At 71.5% G+C, this 16,556-nt stretch carries 14 protein-coding genes; all 14 read right to left on the reverse strand.

Annotated elements, in window-relative coordinates; translation table 11 throughout:
- Window positions 1-16: 16 nt before the first annotated feature.
- The 14 genes from BJP65_RS03275 to pheS all read right to left on the reverse strand — a co-directional run bounded on the left by BJP65_RS03275 (window position 17) and on the right by pheS (window position 16,517).
- Complete coding sequence (locus BJP65_RS03275; protein ID WP_082509317.1) at window positions 17-919, reverse strand: ParA family protein; 903 nt, start codon at window positions 917-919, stop codon at window positions 17-19.
- Between the two features lie 281 nt (window positions 920-1,200).
- A complete protein-coding gene (locus tag BJP65_RS03280) occupies window positions 1,201-1,989 on the reverse strand; it encodes a DUF4184 family protein (RefSeq protein ID WP_070408203.1) in 789 nt (262 codons plus the stop codon).
- Between the two features lies 1 nt (window position 1,990).
- Window positions 1,991-3,304, reverse strand: a complete 1,314-nt coding sequence (gene tyrS, locus BJP65_RS03285; RefSeq protein WP_055937169.1) for a tyrosine--tRNA ligase — start codon at window positions 3,302-3,304, stop codon at window positions 1,991-1,993.
- 116 nt (window positions 3,305-3,420) lie between these two features.
- A complete protein-coding gene (locus BJP65_RS03290) occupies window positions 3,421-4,131 on the reverse strand; it encodes a hypothetical protein (RefSeq protein WP_070408204.1) in 711 nt (236 codons plus the stop codon).
- On the reverse strand, window positions 4,128-4,775 hold the full coding sequence (locus BJP65_RS03295) for a SatD family protein (protein ID WP_070408205.1): 648 nt from the start codon (window positions 4,773-4,775) through the stop codon (window positions 4,128-4,130). Before BJP65_RS03295 ends, BJP65_RS03290 begins: the two co-directional genes overlap by 4 nt.
- 51 nt (window positions 4,776-4,826) lie before the next feature.
- Entirely contained in the window at window positions 4,827-6,257 is a 1,431-nt protein-coding gene (argH, locus tag BJP65_RS03300; RefSeq protein ID WP_070408206.1) for an argininosuccinate lyase, read from the reverse strand.
- Window positions 6,258-6,279: 22 nt separating this feature from the next.
- On the reverse strand, window positions 6,280-7,404 hold the full coding sequence (locus tag BJP65_RS03305; RefSeq protein WP_083285688.1) for a heparan-alpha-glucosaminide N-acetyltransferase domain-containing protein: 1,125 nt from the start codon (window positions 7,402-7,404) through the stop codon (window positions 6,280-6,282).
- Complete coding sequence (gene argF / locus BJP65_RS03310; protein ID WP_055835270.1) at window positions 7,383-8,306, reverse strand: ornithine carbamoyltransferase; 924 nt, start codon at window positions 8,304-8,306, stop codon at window positions 7,383-7,385. Before argF ends, BJP65_RS03305 begins: the two co-directional genes overlap by 22 nt.
- Window positions 8,303-9,520 carry an acetylornithine transaminase gene (locus BJP65_RS03315; protein WP_070408207.1) on the reverse strand — a complete coding sequence of 406 codons (1,218 nt, stop codon included), beginning with the start codon at window positions 9,518-9,520 and terminating at the stop codon, window positions 8,303-8,305. Before BJP65_RS03315 ends, argF begins: the two co-directional genes overlap by 4 nt.
- The gene (gene argB / locus BJP65_RS03320; RefSeq protein ID WP_055835264.1) at window positions 9,517-10,419 is read right to left on the reverse strand and encodes an acetylglutamate kinase; all 903 of its coding nucleotides are present in this window, start codon (window positions 10,417-10,419) and stop codon (window positions 9,517-9,519) included. The genes BJP65_RS03315 and argB overlap by 4 nt, the downstream gene beginning before the upstream one ends.
- Window positions 10,416-11,573: a bifunctional glutamate N-acetyltransferase/amino-acid acetyltransferase ArgJ gene (argJ, locus tag BJP65_RS03325; protein WP_070408208.1), complete on the reverse strand. Its 1,158-nt coding sequence runs from the start codon at window positions 11,571-11,573 to the stop codon at window positions 10,416-10,418. The genes argB and argJ overlap by 4 nt, the downstream gene beginning before the upstream one ends.
- Complete coding sequence (argC, locus tag BJP65_RS03330; RefSeq protein ID WP_070408209.1) at window positions 11,570-12,619, reverse strand: N-acetyl-gamma-glutamyl-phosphate reductase; 1,050 nt, start codon at window positions 12,617-12,619, stop codon at window positions 11,570-11,572. The genes argJ and argC overlap by 4 nt, the downstream gene beginning before the upstream one ends.
- Window positions 12,620-12,966: 347 nt before the next feature.
- Window positions 12,967-15,477, reverse strand: a complete 2,511-nt coding sequence (pheT, locus tag BJP65_RS03335; RefSeq protein ID WP_070408210.1) for a phenylalanine--tRNA ligase subunit beta — start codon at window positions 15,475-15,477, stop codon at window positions 12,967-12,969.
- A complete protein-coding gene (gene pheS, locus BJP65_RS03340; protein WP_055835237.1) occupies window positions 15,477-16,517 on the reverse strand; it encodes a phenylalanine--tRNA ligase subunit alpha in 1,041 nt (346 codons plus the stop codon). Before pheS ends, pheT begins: the two co-directional genes overlap by 1 nt.
- Between the last annotated feature and the right edge of the window lie 39 nt (window positions 16,518-16,556).

Consider the following 16,556-nt stretch of genomic DNA (forward strand, 5'->3'; position numbering starts at 1 on the left):
GGCGGAAGCGGTGTCGTCAGGCGACGGCGCCACGGGCGACCAGTTCCCGCGCCAACCGCAGGTAGGCCTGGGCTGCGGCGTGCTCGGGTGCGAACTCCGTGATCGGCATGCCCGACACCGAGGCGTCGGGGAACTTGACCGTGCGGCCGATGACCGTCTCGAGCACATCGTTGCCGAATGCCTCGACCACGCGCTCGAGCACCTCGCGCGAGTGCAGCGTGCGGGGGTCGTACATCGTCGCCAGCACACCGTCGAGCTCGATCGCCGGGTTGAGGCGGTCGCGCACCTTGTCGATCGTCTCGACCAGCAGTGCGACGCCGCGCAGGGCGAAGAATTCGCACTCGAGCGGGATCAGCACGCCGTGCGCCGCGGTCAGCGCGTTGACGGTGAGCAGGCCGAGCGAGGGCTGGCAGTCGATGAGGATGACGTCGTAGTCGGCCGCGACCTTGCGCAGCACGCGCGCCAGGATCGTCTCGCGGGCGACCTCGTTGACGAGGTGCACCTCGGCCGCCGACAGGTCGATGTTGGCCGGCAGGATGTCGAGGCCCTCGACGCGCGTCGCCACGATGACCTCGCGCGGGTCGCGCTTGGTGTCGAGCAGCAGGTCGTAGATGGTCGGCACGTCGTGGGTCTGGATGCCGAGACCCGCCGACAGCGCACCCTGGGGGTCGAAGTCGATGGCGAGCACGCGGCGCCCGTACCCCGCGAGGGCGGCGGCCAGGTTGATGGTGGTGGTCGTCTTACCGACGCCACCCTTCTGGTTGCACAGCGCGATGATGCGCGCCGGACCGTGGCTATCGAGGGCGGCCGGGGTGGGGAACCCTTGGTAGGGGCGACCGGTGGGTCCGAGGATGACCTCGTCCGCGACCGTCTTCTTGCCCTTCGTGCTCGCCGACACCGAGTCTCCCGCCTTCGTCATAACGCCCCCGAGTCTAACCGCCGCCCGCTCCCCCGCCCGGTGCACGCGCCGGACGCCGGCCCGGTCGGTGCCGAGACCGCTCGGAGGCCGCCGGACGGGCCGCAGGGGGCGGCCGCCGGGCGGGGGGCGTGCCGCCGGACGCGGGCGATGCCCGCCGAAGACGCACGCGATTGACCAGGACGCACGGGATGGGCGTCGAAGCCGTACGGCCTCGGCAATCGCATGCGGTCTCGACGCCGGGCGGTGCCGGGCGCGGGGGGCGCGGGGCCGCCGGACGCGGGTCAGCGGCTGCGACGCACCGCGGCGCTGCGGGCCTGCACGGCGAGCGCGAGCACCAGCGTCGCCGCTCCCCAGGCGGCGGCGACCTTCACCAGCACACCGTAGATGAGGTGGGTCGGGGTGTAGCCCGCGTCGAAGCCGCCCGCGACAGCGAGCGCAACGATGGACGCGACGACCAGCGCGGCCGGCAGCGACAGCCACCACGCGACGCGCACGGCATCCGGAAGCACGCGGTCGACGGGCGTCGCCGCGCGCCGCGACCACCACCACAGCCCGAACGCCGCAAGACCCGCCAGCCCGAACACCCCCGAGCCGTACTGCAGCCACTTCACGCCGAGCAGCGGCCCCCACTGCTGCTCCAGCACGGGCAGCAGCGCCTCGCCCGCCCGTCCCTCGTGCGTGAAGAAGTCCCAGACGACGTGCGTGACCACACCGATCGTGAGCGAGAGCACGAGCCACACGATGCCGCGCACTCCCCCGCTCAGCGTCTCGCGGGCGGCGGCGCGAGCCCCGGCATCCCACCCGTCGGGGAGACGGTCCGCGACGACGCGGGGAGTCAGCTCCCGCGTCGCGGGGCGCAGGACGCACCTCCACACCAGCAGCAGCACGAACGCCATGACCACCGTCACCGGCAGCCACGCGAGATCGTGCGTCACCGAGTACGGGGGCACGATCCCGCGCAGGAACAGCGGAAGGTCGGGCGTCATCGCGCCGATCGCGATGGCCGCCGGCACGAGCGGTGTGCGCAGGAACGGCAGCGCGACGACGGCGTGACTGACCGTGAACGGCATGTCAGTCGAGGAACAGGCCGGCGAGCGTCTTCTTGCCGCGGCGCAGCACCGACACACCGCCCGGGAGCGTCCCCTCGACGACGGCGTCGTCGGAGGTCACCTTCTGGCCGTCGAGCGACACCCCGCCCTGCGCGATCGCGCGGCGGGCCTCGCTGAGGCTGCCCGACAGCTCGGTGGCGGTGAGCGCCTCGACCACGGTCGTGCCCCGGGCGACGGTCGCGTGCGGCAGCTCCTCGAGCGCGGTGCGCAGCACGGCGGCGTCGAGGGCCGTCACATCGCCCTGACCGAACAGGGCCTCGGTGGCGGCGATGACGGCCTCGGTCGCCTCGGCGCCGTGCACGGTCGTGACGACCTCGCGGGCGAGACGCTTCTGCGCCGCGCGCCGGAAGGGCTCGGCCTCCACCTGGGCGGCGTACTCCTCGATCTCGGCGCGCGTGAGGAACGTGAACACCTTGAGGCGCTCGAGCACGTCGCGGTCGTCGGTGTTGAGCCAGAACTGGTACATCGCCCACGGGCTGCACATCTCGGCATCCAGCCAGATGGCGTTGCCCTCGCTCTTGCCGAACTTCGTGCCGTCGCTGTTGGTGATCAGCGGCGTGCCGATCGCGTGCACCGAGGCGCCCTCGGCGCGCCGCACCAGGTCGGTGCCGCTGGTGAGGTTTCCCCACTGGTCGCTGCCGCCGGTCTGCAGCACGCAGCCGTAGGCGCGGTACAGCTCGAGGTAGTCGAGCCCCTGCAGGATCTGGTAGCTGAACTCGGTGTAGCTGATGCCCGCCTCGGAGTTCAGGCGCGCGCTCACCGCGTCTTTCTTGAGCATCGTGCCGACGCGGAAGTACTTGCCGATCTCACGCAGGAAGTCGATGGCGCTCAGCGGCGCCGTCCAGTCGAGGTTGTTGACGATGCGGGCGGCGCTGTCGCCCTCGAAGCTCAGGAAGCGCTCGACCTGCGCCCGCAGGCTGGCGACCCACTCGGCGACGGTCTCGCGCGTGTTGAGCGTGCGCTCGGCCGTGGGGCGCGGGTCGCCCACCAGACCGGTGGAGCCGCCGACGAGGCCCAGCGGGCGGTGGCCGGCGAGCTGCAGGCGACGCATCGTGAGCAGCTGCACGAGGTTGCCCAGGTGCAGGCTCGGCGCGGTCGGGTCGAAGCCGCAGTAGAACACGATCGGGTCTCCGCCGAGCAGTTCGCGCAGCTCGCCCTCGTCGGTCGACACGTGGATCAGCCCCCGATAGACCAGCTCGTCCCAGACGTTGTCGAAGGTCGGGTCGTTGGCGGGGGTGAGGGCGCTCACGGGCGCCGCGTCGATCGGTGCAGACACCGGCCCAGGGTATCAGCGGGGTCGTGGGGCTCCGGATGCCGAGACCCCGCCGCCGACGCGCTCGCCCCGCGCTCGTCACCTGCCGCTCGGTCCGCACGCGCGGCCGCGCGCTGCCGTCAGCCCGCGTGCACGCCCCACCACACGAGGAACGCCGCCGCCAACGACGTCACCCAGCTCACGAGGCTGCCGATCAGGAAGTACTCCGCGCGGTCTCCCCCGTCGCCGTCACGCGAGATCTCGGGGAAGCGCACGATGCCCTTCGCGGCCAGCACCGCGGCGATGAGCGTGTACGCCCCGGCGAGCGTCAGCACGAAGACCAGGATGCGCTCCAGCGGTCCGATGAGGCGTCCACCCTTGAGCGTCGGCGTCGCCGTCTCGTCGGGGACGACGCGGCCACCCATCTCGGAGCGGAGCGCGATGCGCACGACCGCGTTGCCGGACTCGAGCAGGAACACCAGGCACCCGACGACCAGCACGATCACGTCGACCGACACGGCGTCGGCCGGTCGGTAGGTGGTCCACATCTCGCCCAACACGCCGGGGCGGACGCGGCCCGGGGCGATGACCACGCAGGCCGCCGCGGCGAGCGCCAGCAGGGCCACGGGCCAGAGGCCCGCGCGCGCGGGACCGTGCTCGGGCACGACCCACGTCCAGATCGCGGCGACGGCGACGGCGAGCAGGCCCGCGATCACGGCATCCAGTCCCGCCGACACCACGACGAGCGCCACCGCCGCCGCAGCGAAGGCGATCCAGCGGCGGGAACGGATCATCTGGCGCACCAGGTCGACCGACCCGACGGCCAGCAGCAGAAGTCCCGCGGCGATCACGAGCGCGCTCCGCGGGTGAGGGCGGCGAAGCCCTCGACGATCGCGGCGGAGCCGGCGGAGGCCAGGGCCTGCGAGACGGCCGACTGGCTGACGCCCTCGGTCTCGGCCAGTTCGCGCTGCGAGCGACCCAGGCACCGGCCGTAGGTGAGGCGGCGCGTGCGTTCGCTCATCGTCGAGACCAGTTGGTCGCGGCTGAGCGCGTAGGCGTTGGCGAGCGAGATGGTGTCGACCATGGCGGCATCCTCTCCCTCGGCGGCCTCGATCCACGTGCGCGCGAACGGCGCGGCGCGCTGCTGCAGTCGTGCGGTTCTCTCGATCGCGGCGCGGGCTGCCCACCAGGCCGGCCCTTCGGGCACGGTGCGTCCGTCGAGCTCGATGGGTCGTACCGCGCCGACACCGACACCGAAGCGGCAGTCGATCCCGTCGGGGAGTGCCAGACGCACGAGCAGCAGCGACCCCAGCGCGTCGCCGAGTCGGTCGTACTCCCCCTGCAGTTCATCGCCCACGACGGCCTCGAGGGGCTGCCTCGCGACCGGCAGATCGCGGTCGGCGTCGCCGACGACCCGCGCGATGCGTCGCTGTGCGGCGGCGCGGTCGACGAGCTGCCTCGAGGCGACGATGTCAGCGATCACGGCGATACTCATGACATAAGCGTATCGCTTATCTTTACGGTTTGATAAGCGAAAAGCTGATACTCAGTCGACGAGTGTGCGAGCGGCGGTCTGCGCGCGCGAGACGAGCTCGTGACGCTGCTCGCTCACGCGTGCGGGCGCCGTTCCCCCCGCGCCCGTGCGGCTCGACACCGACCCCTCGATCGAGAGCACCTCGCGCACCGCCGGAGTAAGACGGGGCGAGACCGAGGCCAGCAGAGCGTCATCGGCGTCTTCGAGGCCGATCTCGCGCTCCTCGCAGGCGCGCACGAGCTCCCCCGAGATCTCATGCGCGTCGCGGAAGGCCACGCCCTGACGCACGAGCCACTCGGCCACGTCGGTCGCGAGCGAGAACCCCTGGGGGGCGAGCTCGGCCATGCGCTCGGTGTGGAACCGCAGCGTCGCGATCATGCCCGAGAAGGCCGGCAGCACGAGCTCGAGCGTGCGCACCGAGTCGAACACGGGCTCCTTGTCTTCTTGCAGGTCGCGGTTGTACGCGAGCGGAAGACCCTTGAGAGTGGCCAGCAGGCCCGACAGGTTGCCGATCATGCGGCCGGCCTTGCCGCGCGCGAGTTCGGCGATGTCGGGGTTCTTCTTCTGCGGCATGATGCTCGAGCCCGTCGAGTAGGCGTCGTCGAGCGTGACGAAGCCGAACTCGCGCGTGTTCCACAGGATGACGTCTTCGGACAGGCGCGACAGGTCGACGCCGATCATGGCGGAGATGAACGCGAACTCGGCCACGACGTCGCGCGACGCGGTGCCGTCGAGGGAGTTCTCGGCCGGACGGGCCAGGCCCAGGTGATCGGCGACCAGCTGCGGGTCGAGGCCCAGGGTCGCCCCGGCGAGCGCCCCGCCGCCGTACGGCGACACCGAGGCGCGCACCGACCAGTCGCGGAGGCGTTCGATGCCGCGCGTGAAGGCCCAGCCGTAGGCCTGCAGGTGGTGGGCCAGCAGCACCGGCTGCGCGTGCTGCAGGTGGGTGCGGCCCGGCATGATCGCGGTGTCGTGCGCCTCGGCCTGGGCGACGAGCGCGTCGATGAGGCGCAGCACCTCGCGGGTGATCGTGCGCGCGTGGTCGAGCAGGTACAGCCGCACGAGGGTGGCGATCTGGTCGTTACGGCTGCGGCCGGCGCGGAGCTTGCCCCCGAGCGCGGGCCCCACGGTCTCGATCAGCACGCGTTCGAGGGCGCCGTGCACGTCTTCGTCGCCGGGAGCGGCGACCAGGGTGCCCGCGCGCAGGCGCGCGGCCAGGTCGTCGAGACCGGCGTGCATGGCTGCGGCCTCATCGGCGTCGAGGTAGCCCGCCGCCTCGAGGGCGGCGGTGTGCGCGTGCGAGCCCGCGATGTCGTACAGGGCGAGATCCCAGTCGAAGTGCGTGGAACGGCTGAGGGCCGCCAGCTCGGGAGAGGGGCCGCCCGAGAAACGGGCCCCCCACAGGGCGCCCTCGTTCGTCGACTGACCGCTCTCGTGACTCATGCCCCCAGCCTACCGAGGCGTCTCAGCGAACCGCGGCCGGGGTCGCGGCATCCCGGCCCACGACGAAGCGCACCACGGCGTCGATCAGCGCCTCGAGGGGCCCGCGCCCCACCGTCAGCGCCCACGCGGTGCAGCCGACGACCAGGCCGAGGGTCAGCGGTCCGAAGAGGCCCAGGGCGCGGATGCCCCACAGGTCCGACGTGTCGCCCAGCACCGCGAGCGCGACGAACGCCCACACGACCAGCTGCAGCACGTAGGCCGTGAGCGGCATGGAACCGACGGCGCGGAGCGGGATCGCGAGCCACCGCACCGGCGTCCGGCACAGCAGCAGGCAGAGCCCGATCGTCGCGATCGCGAAACCGCCCGATCCGATGACCTCCCACAGCCCCGCCGAGTGGTCCTCGGCGGTGAGGACGGTGGACAGGTACCGATCGCCGGCGACGGCGGGTTCCGTCACCAGGGCCAGGCCGTAACCCGCGAGCATGAGGGCGCCACCCGACAGCAGCATCAGGGTCTGCTCCGGCAGCAGACGCAGGTCGAGGCGTCCGAGCCCCATGCCCGCCAGCAGGAACGCGATCCATACCGGGAACGGGTAGTTCCAGCCGAGCGCGGCGGAGATCTCTTCACCGAACCGGCCGCTCCAGAGGGGAGCCGCATCGAGCACGGGTTGGATCCACGGCATGACGAGGGCGACGGCCCCCGCCGTGAGGAACAGCCCGCGCGGACGCATCCCCAGAAACGGCAGCGACAGCGCGAACAGCAGCGCGTACGCGGGCAGGATCACGTACACCGGCACCCCGGTGAACACCAGCAGCATGCCGATCACCCACAGCAGCGCCCCGCGCAGTGCCAACCGCGCGGCCGCGCGAGCGCGCCGGGGTCCCTCGAGCGGACGGGGACCGCCGGTCACCAGCGCGATCGACACGCCCGCCAGCACGGCGAAGAGGATGGACGAGCGCCCGTTGACCACGTCGAGCCACGACGACGGGTCGCGCGCGACGAAGTCCTCGGTGTCGAGCAGGTGCGCGGCCAGCATGCCCAGGACCGCGAGGCCCCGGGCCAGGTCGACACCGATCAGCCGCCCCGGCCCGTCGAAGCGGGTCCAGGTGCGGCCGATCCGCGTGGTCAGCCCTGGCGCAGAAGCCACACCAGCAACGCCTTCTGGGCGTGGAGCCGGTTCTCGGCCTCGTCCCACACCACGCTCTGGCGACCGTCGATGACCTCGGCGTCGACCTCGTAGCCGCGGTCGGCGGGCAGGCAGTGGATGAAGATCGCCCCCTCGTCGGCGCGCGTCATGAGCTCGCTCGTGACCTTGAAGTCGCCCAGGTCGCGGATGCGCGCGAGCTTCTCTTCTTCTTTGCCCATCGACACCCACGTGTCGGTGACGACGACGTCGGCTCCGGATGCCGCGGCCTCGGGGTCGCTGGTGAGCGTCACCGATCCGCCGGTGGTGGCGGCGATGCGCTCGGCATCGGCGATGACGTCGGCGCGGGGCGCGTAGTCGGCGGGAGCTGCGACACGGACGTGCATTCCGGCCGTGACGCCGGCGAGCACGTACGAGTGGGCCATGTTGCTCTGCCCGTCGCCGAAGAACGACAGCGTCAGCCCCGCGAGCTCGCCCTTGTGCTCACGGATCGTCAGCAGGTCGGCGAGCAGCTGGCACGGGTGGAAGTCGTCGCTCAGCGCGTTGACGACGGGAACGCGCGTGCCGCGCGCCATCTCTTCGAGGCCCGCCTGCGCGTAGGTGCGCCAGACGATCGCCGCGACCTGACGCTCCAGCACGCGGGCGGTGTCGGAGGGGGTCTCCTTGCCGCCGAGCTGGCTGTTGGCCGTCGAGATGATGAGCGGCGAGCCGCCGAGGTCGGCGATGCCCACGGCGAACGACACGCGCGTGCGGGTCGACGACTTGTCGAAGATCACCGCGACGGTCTGGGGGCCGGCGAGCGGCTTCTGCGCCCAGCGGTCCTTCTTCAGCTCGATGGCGAGGTCGAGGATCTCGGCCTGTTCGGCCGGGCTCAGGTCGTCGTCGCGCAGCAGGTGGCGGGTCACGCGGGGGCTCCTTCGAGGATGAGGGCGTCGGAAACGGTGGCGAGCGCGGCGCCGAAGAGCGAGAGGAACTCGGCCACTTCGGCATCGCCGATCGTGAGGGGCGGCGCGATGCGGATGGTGTCGTCGTTCGCCGCGTTGATGATGAGCCCGTGCTGCTGGGCCGCGGCGACGACGGCCTTCGCGACGGGGCTGGTGAGACCGATGCCGAGCAGCAGGCCACGCCCGCGGACGCCGGCGACCAGGGGCGAGCCCAGCCCGGCGATACCCTCACGCAGCTCGGTCTCGCGGCGGGCGGCGTTCTCGACGAGGCCGGACGACTCGATCTCGTGCAGCACGGCGCCGCCGACGGCGGTCCCCAGCGCGTTGCCGCCGAAGGTCGAGCCGTGCGTACCGGGGAAGAACAGGTCGCTGGCCGCCCCGAAGGTGATGAGCGCGCCGATCGGGAAGCCGCCGCCGATGCCCTTGGCCACGGTGATGGCATCCGGCACGATCCCGGAGTGCTGGAAGCCGAACCAGGCACCGGTGCGACCGGCGCCCGTCTGGATCTCGTCGATGATCAGCAGCGCGCCGTGGCGGGCGGTGATCTCGCGGGCCGCCTGCAGGTAACCCTCGGGCAGCTCCACGACGCCGGCCTCGCCCTGGATGGGCTCGACGAGCAGGGCGGCGACACGGTCGTCGACAGCGCCCTCGAGGGCTTCGATCGTGGCGTCGATGTGCTCGACCCCCGGGACCATGGGCAGGAAGTCGGCCTGCAGCGCGGGCTTGCCGGTGAGCGCGAGGGCGCCCATGGTGCGCCCGTGGAAGCCGCCCTTGAGCGTCAGGATGCGGGTACGCTCGGTGCCGCGACCGTGCAGACGCGCGAGCTTGAGCGCCGCCTCGTTCGCCTCGGCACCCGAGTTGCCGAAGTACACCCGGCCCGATTCGCCCGTGCCCGCGAGACGCTTCAGACGCGCGGCGAGCGCGAGCTGCGGCGGCGTGGCGAAGTAGTTCGACACGTGCGCCAGGGTGGATGCCTGGGCGGTCAGCGCCTCGACGAAGGTGGGGTGCGCGTGGCCGAGGGCGTTGACGGCGATTCCGGCCAGGAAGTCGAGGTACTTCGTGTCGTCGGCGTCCCAGACGTAGGCCCCCTCGCCGCGCACGAACAGTGCCATGCGGTCGCCGAAGCTGCGGACGAGGTCGCGTCCGGCGTCTTCTTGCCAGGTTGCGGTGGTCATGCCACCACCTCCGTTCCGATTCCCTTGCTGGTGAACAGTTCGACGAGGACCGAGTGCGGCACACGGCCGTCGATGATGGCCGCGGAGGGCACTCCCCCGTCGACGGCGTCGAGGCAGGCCTGCATCTTGGGGATCATGCCCGATTCCAGACGCGGCACCATCTCGCGCAGCTCGGTCGAGGTCAGGTGCGACACGAGCGAGTCGCGATTGGGCCAGTCGGCGTACAGGCCGGGCACGTCGGTCAGCACCACGAGCTTCTTGGCGTTCAACGCCACCGCGAGCGCCGCGGCCGCGGCATCCGCGTTCACGTTCAACGACGCGCCGGGGTGGTCGAGGTCGGGCGCGATGCTCGAGACGATGGGCACGCGGCCCGCGGCGAGGTGATCGAGCACCGGCTGCGGGTCGACCGTGACCACGTCGCCCACTCGGCCCAGGTCGTGCTCGACGCCGTCGACGACCACACCGCGACGACGACCGCCGAACAGGCCGGCATCTTCACCGCTCAGTCCCGTGGCCAGCGGACCGTGGGCGTTGACCTTCGCGACGAGCTGCGGGTTGATCTGTCCCGTGAGCACCATGCGCACGACGCCGATGGCCTCGGTGGAGGTCACGCGGTAGCCGCCGCGGAACTCGCTCGGAATGTCGAGGCGGTCGAGCATCGACGAGATCTGAGGTCCGCCACCGTGCACGACGACCGGCTTCACCCCGACGTAACGCAGATAGGCGATGTCGGCCGCGAAAGCGTCCTGCAGCTCGTCGCTGACCATCGCGTTTCCGCCGTACTTCACCACCACGACCTGGTCGCGGTACTTGCGCACCCACGGCAGCGACTCGACGAGCGTGACCGCCCGGTCACTGGCCTGGGCGGGATCGGTGTCTTGAAGGTCGATGTGTGTCATGAGGAGTAGGCGCTGTTCTCGTGGACGTAATCGTGCGTCAGGTCGTTGGTGCGGATCGTGGCCTCGGCCGAGCCGGCACGGAGGTCGACGACGAGGTCGAGCGCGCGCGGAGTGAGGTCGACGTCTTCGCGAGGGCGGTCGGGGCCACCCGCGGTGCACACGCGCACGCCGTTCATCCAGACGTCGACGTCGTACGGGTCGAACCGGGCCGAGGTCGTGCCGATCGCCGCGAGGACCCGCCCCCAGTTGGGATCGTTGCCGAACACGGCAGCCTTGAACAGGTTGTTGCGCGCGATGGAGCGGCCCACCTCGACGGCCTCGTCCTCGGAGGCGGCCTGGGTCACCCGGATCGTGATGTCGTGACTCGCCCCCTCGGCGTCGCCCTGCAGCTGCGCGGCGAGGTCGTCGCACACCGCGGCCAGCGCCGTGGCGAACTGCTCGGCGGGTACCCGGATGCCACTGGCCCCGCTGGCGAGCAGCGTCACCTGGTCGTTGGTCGACATGCAGCCGTCGGAATCCAGACGATCGAAGCTCACGCGCGTGGCCGCCCGCAGGGCCGCGTCGGCTTCGTCGGCGTCGAGCACGACGTCGGTGGTGACGACGACGAGCATGGTGGCGAGGCCCGGAGCCAGCATGCCGGCGCCCTTCGCCATCGCGCCGATGCTCCATCCGTCGCCGACGTGCACGGCGCGCTTGGGGCGGGAGTCGGTGGTCATGATCGCCAGCGACGCGTCTTCTCCCCCGTCGGTCGAGAGAGTGGCGATACCCGTGTCGACACCGGCGAGCACCTTGGCGCGAAAGACCTCGTCGCCCGTGCCGATCAACCCGGTCGAGCAGACCACCACGTCTCCGGCGCCGACACCCAGCAGCTCGGCGGCACGCTCGGCGGTCTGGTGCGTCGTCTGGAACCCGAATGCGCCCGTGAAGCAGTTGGCCCCGCCCGAGTTGAGCACGACGGCCTCGATGACGCCGTCCTTCACGACCTGCTCCGACCAGAGGATCGGATTGGCCTTGGCACGGTTCGACGTGAAGACGGCCGCACCGACCTTGAGAGGGCCGCGGTTCACGACGACGGCGACATCGCGCGCACCGGTCGACTTCAGGCCTACAGCGACTCCGGCTGCCTCGAATCCTGCGGGGACGGTCACGCTCACGGGGCGACTCCGTTCAAGGGGAGGGCGGTGGTCTCGGCGAGGCCCAGCGCGATGTTCATGGATTGCACGGCGGCACCGGCGGTGCCCTTGACGAGGTTGTCGACGGCGGCGACCACGACCACGCGGTTCGCCGCGCGGTCGATGGCGAGACCGAGCGAGGCGACATTGGCGCCGAGCACGTCGGCGGTGCGCGGGAACACACCCTCGGGAAGCAACTCGACGAAGGGCTCGTCGGCGTAGGCCTGCTCCCACGCGGCGCGGATCTCGGCATCCGAGACCCCCTCACGGATCGGGGCCGACGACGTCGCGAGGATCCCGCGCGCCATGGGAACCAGGACGGGGGTGAACGAGATGCGGATGCCAGCGGCGGGCGTCCCCGCGGCGGCCAGCGCCTGGCGGATCTCGGGGATGTGACGATGTGTGCCGCCGACGGCATATGGGTTGGCGGTCCCGAGGATCTCGCTGGCGAGGAGGTTCGTCTTGGCCGACTTTCCTGCCCCGCTCGGGCCCACCGCGAGCACCGAGACGATGTCGCCGGGCTCGATGACCCCCGCCGCGATCCCCGGCGCGAGCGAGAGGGCGACGGTCGAGGCGTTGCATCCCGGAGCGGCGATACGTGCGGCGCCCCGCAGCAGCTCACGCTGCTTGCGACCCCCGACGGGCAGCTCGGGAACACCGTAGGCCCACGGCTCGGGGTGCGCTCCGCCATAGAACTCCGCCCAGTCGTCCGGCGAGGTCAGGCGGTGGTCGGCACCCGCGTCGATGACGAGCGGGGTGTCGGCCAGCGCGTCGGTGTACTGCGCGGACTGGCCGTGTGGGAGGGCGAGGAAGACGACGTCGTGACCGGCGAGCACCTCGGGTGTCGTCGGCTTCAGTTCGAGATGCGCGAGAGAGCGCAGGTGCGGCTGATGGGCGACGAGGGGCTGGCCAGCACTGGAGTGCGCCGTGACCGTTCGCACCTGGACGTCGGGATGATCGGCCAGCAGACGGAGGATCTCGCCGCCCGCGTAGCCGGAAGCGCCGGAAACGGCGACCGAGAGGGTCATGTGTCCACCTTAGGAGTCGGGGCTGGTGCTGAACTCAGCGATAACCGGGGCGGCGACGCCCGCATGCCCGACCGTCGGCGGGTTACGAGGTCGCCGAAACTCGGCGTGCGACCCGACGTCGACGCACGGCAACGGGGCTCACGGAGAGCTCCTCGGTGCACACGACGGTCGACGACATGAGGCGAGGTTATCCGCCGCGCCCGGGCGAGGGCAAATCAGCGACCGTGTGCACGCCCGCGTGAGAGCAGCGAATGACCGGCCGCGCGAAGGCGTCGCGTTCGCGGAGCCCGCCGAGACGACGAAGCGCCGCGCGGCGTGAGCCGGCGGCGCTCCGTTCGATCAGGGCGTCAGTCGCGAATGGCCGCGCCGAAGCGCTCGGCGGCCACCGCGACGCCGGCGAGCTTGGCCTCCGTCGCCTCGGCCGCGGTCAGGGTGCGGTCGTCGGCGCGGAAGCGCAGCGCGAACGTCAGGCTCTTGGTGCCGTCGGTGAGTCCGGGGCCGCGGTAGTCGTCGACCAGACGCGCCCCCTCGAGCAGCGGGGCCCCACCCTCGATGAGCGCGGCACGCACCGACCCCGCCGACACCTCGACCGGGACCGTCAGCGAGACGTCCTGCGTCGCCGCCGGGAAGCCCGAGAGCGATGCCGCGACCACGCGCGCCTGCGCCAGCTCGAGCATCGCGTCGAGGTCGAGTTCGGCCACGAGCACCCGGCCCGGCAGGTCGGCGTCGGCCGAGACGGCGGGCAGCAGCTCGCCGACGTAGCCGATGTCCTGCCCCGCGGCCAGGACGCGTGCGGTGCGTCCGGGGTGCAGGGCTGCGCGCTGAGCCTGCACGAGCTCGATGTCGAGGCCCGCCGCCGAGGCCAGCACGCGCACGGCGTCGACCGCATCGGCCAGGTCGGCCGCGACGGCCGGCTGCCCGGACTGCTTGGCGACGGCGTTCCCGGCCAGCAGCACGGCGACGTGTCGGCGCTGCGGCGGGATCGAGGCGTCCAGAGCGGTGAGGGTCGCGGCATCCGGTCGCACCGCCAGCGGCGGAACCGACGCGGTGCCGTATTGCACGCCCGGCTTCGGCAGGAAGACGGTGCCCATCTCGAACAGCGCGAGATCGACGATGCCGCGCGAGACGTTGCGGTGTGCGACCTGCAGCAGGGCGGGCACGAGCGAACGACGCAGGTACGGCGCAAGACCGTCGAGCGGATTGGCGAGCTTCACGCTCGGCAGCGCGTCGCCCGACGGCGAGCCGTGCAGGGCGTTCTGCTCGTCGGTGGTGAACGGGAACGACGGCGTCTCAACGAAACCGGCCGCGGCCAGCGCGTTCGTCACCCGACGACGACCCTGCTGCGCGGCGGTGAGACCCCGGCCCGAGGGAGGCGTCGGCAGCACCGAGGGGATGCGGTGGTATCCCTCGATGCGGGCGACCTCTTCGGCCAGCGTCCACTTGTCGGTGAGGTCGTGGCGCCACGAGGGGGCGACCACCGACCAGCCCGACTCGCGCTCTTCGACGGTGCATCCGATGAGCCGGAGCGCCGAGACGATCTCGTCGTCGGTGTACTCGACGCCGATCAAGCCCGAGACGAACCCGGCCGGCAGGGTGATCGCGTCGCGACGGTACGCCGACGAGAGCGAACCGCCGAGCTCGGTGTCGAGCGTGCCGCCGGCGAGCTCGACCATCAGCGACGCGACGCGCTCGGCGGCGACGTACGGCACGAGCGGGTCGACGCCGCGCTCGAAACGGCGCGACGCTTCGGAGGGCAGCTTGTGCCGCCGCGCGGTACGCGCGATCGAGACCTGGTCGAACGTCGCCGCCTCGATCAGCACGTTGCGGGTGGCGTCGCTCATCTCGGTGGGGCCACCGCCCATGACACCGGCCAGGCCGATGGGGCCCGACTCGTCGGTGATGAGCAGATCTTCGGCGTTCAGGGTGCGCACCTGGCCGTCGAGGGTCTCGAGCTTCTCGCCCGGCGCGGCGCGGCGCACCGTGATGCCGCCCTGCAGGCGGTCGAGGTCGTAGCCGTGGATCGGCTGGCCGAGCTCGAGCATGACGTAGTTCGTGATGTCGACCAGCACGCCCAGCGACCGGATACCGGCGAGCGAAAGCCGCGTGATCATCCACGGCGGAGTCGGACGCGAGGGGTCGACGTCGCGCACGATGCGCGCCACGAACTCGGTGGCGCCGTGACGACCTCGGATCGGCGCCTGATCGTCGACGGTGATCGCGAAGCCCGAGGGCGTGCGTGAGACGGCCTCGTCGTGACCGGCACCGGGGTCGCGGAAGTCGGCACCCGTGGCGTGCGAATACTCGCGGGCGACCCCGCGCAGCGACAGGGCGTAGCCGCGGTCGGGGGTGACGTTGATCTCGACCGCGAGGTCGTCGAGCCCCAGCAGCGCGATGGCATCCGTTCCCACGGGCGCGTCGATGCCGAGGTCGATCAGACGCAGGATGCCGGAGTGCTCGCTGCCGAGCCCCAGCTCTTTCGCCGAGGCGATCATGCCGTCGGAGACGTGGCCGTAGGTCTTGCGCGCGGCGATGGGGAACGGGCCGGGCAGCACCGAACCGGGCAGGGTCACCACGACCTTGTCGCCCTCGAAGAAGTTGCCGGCACCGCAGACGACGCCGCGCACTCCCCCGTTGTCGGCACCGACGTCGACCTGGCACCAGCGGATGGTCTTGCCGTTGGACTGCGGTTCGGCGGTGAACTCCTTCACCTCGCCGACGACGATCGGGCCCGACAGTTCGAAGCGGTGCACGTCTTCTTCTTCGAATCCGACCGAGACCAACTCCGCGAGGACGTCTTCGGGCGTGGCCGTCACGGGTACGTCGACGTACTCGCGCAACCAGGAGAGCGGGACGCGCATCAGACCACCATTCCGAACTGCTCGCTGAAGCGCACATCGCCCTCGGCCATGTCGCGCATGTCCTGCACGTCGCTGCGGAACATGAGCGTGCGCTCGATGCCCATGCCGAAGGCGAAGCCCGAGTACTCCTCGGGGTCGATGCCGGCGGCGCGCAGCACATTGGGGTTCACCATTCCGCACCCGCCCCACTCGATCCAGCGTGCCCCGCCCTTGAAGGTGGGGTGCCACAGGTCGAGCTCGGCGCTCGGCTCGGTGAACGGGAAGAAGTTCGCGCGGAAACGCGTCTTGGCCTCGGGCCCGAACAGCACGCGCGCGGCGTGGTCGAGGGTGCCCTTGAGGTGGGCCATCGTGATGCCCTTGTCGATGACGAGGCCCTCGAACTGCGTGAACACCGGCAGGTGCGTCGCGTCGAACTCATCGGTGCGGTACACGCGGCCGGGGCACAGCACGTAGATCGGCAGATCGCGCTCGAGCATGGAGCGCACCTGCACGGGGCTCGTGTGCGTGCGCAGCACCAGGTGCCGCGCGACCGGGTCGACGAAGAACGTGTCCTGCATCTGGCGCGCCGGGTGGTCGACGTCGAAGTTGAGGGCGTCGAAGTTGAACCACTCGTGCTCGAGCTCGGGCCCCTCGGCGATCTCCCATCCCATGCCGACGAAGATGTCCGACACCTGCTCCTGCAGGAGCGAGATCGGATGCCGTGCCCCCACGCGCGCGCGCTGCGGCAACGCCGTCACGTCGATGCGCTCGGCCTCGAGCTGGGCGGCGGTCTCGGCTTCGGCCAGCTCGGCCTCGCGGGCGGCGAGCGCCTGAGTGACCTGGCCGCGGGCCTGACCCACGAGCTTGCCGAAAGCGGCCTTGTGCTCGGGGGCGACGGCGCGCATCTGGGCGTTCAGCCGCGCGAGGGAGGATTGCTCCCCCGTGTGCGCGGAGCGGGCGGCTTTCAGGTCGGCCGTGGTCGCGGCCGCGGCGATGGCCGCGAGTGCGGCTTCGACGGCGGAGGCGACGGCCTCGGGGGTGATCTCGGGTGCGTCGGACACGAGATGAGAGTCTACCGACGGGCGGGGACACTCCCCCGC

The organism is Microbacterium sp. BH-3-3-3, from assembly GCF_001792815.1.
In the GTDB taxonomy this organism is placed as follows: domain Bacteria; phylum Actinomycetota; class Actinomycetes; order Actinomycetales; family Microbacteriaceae; genus Microbacterium.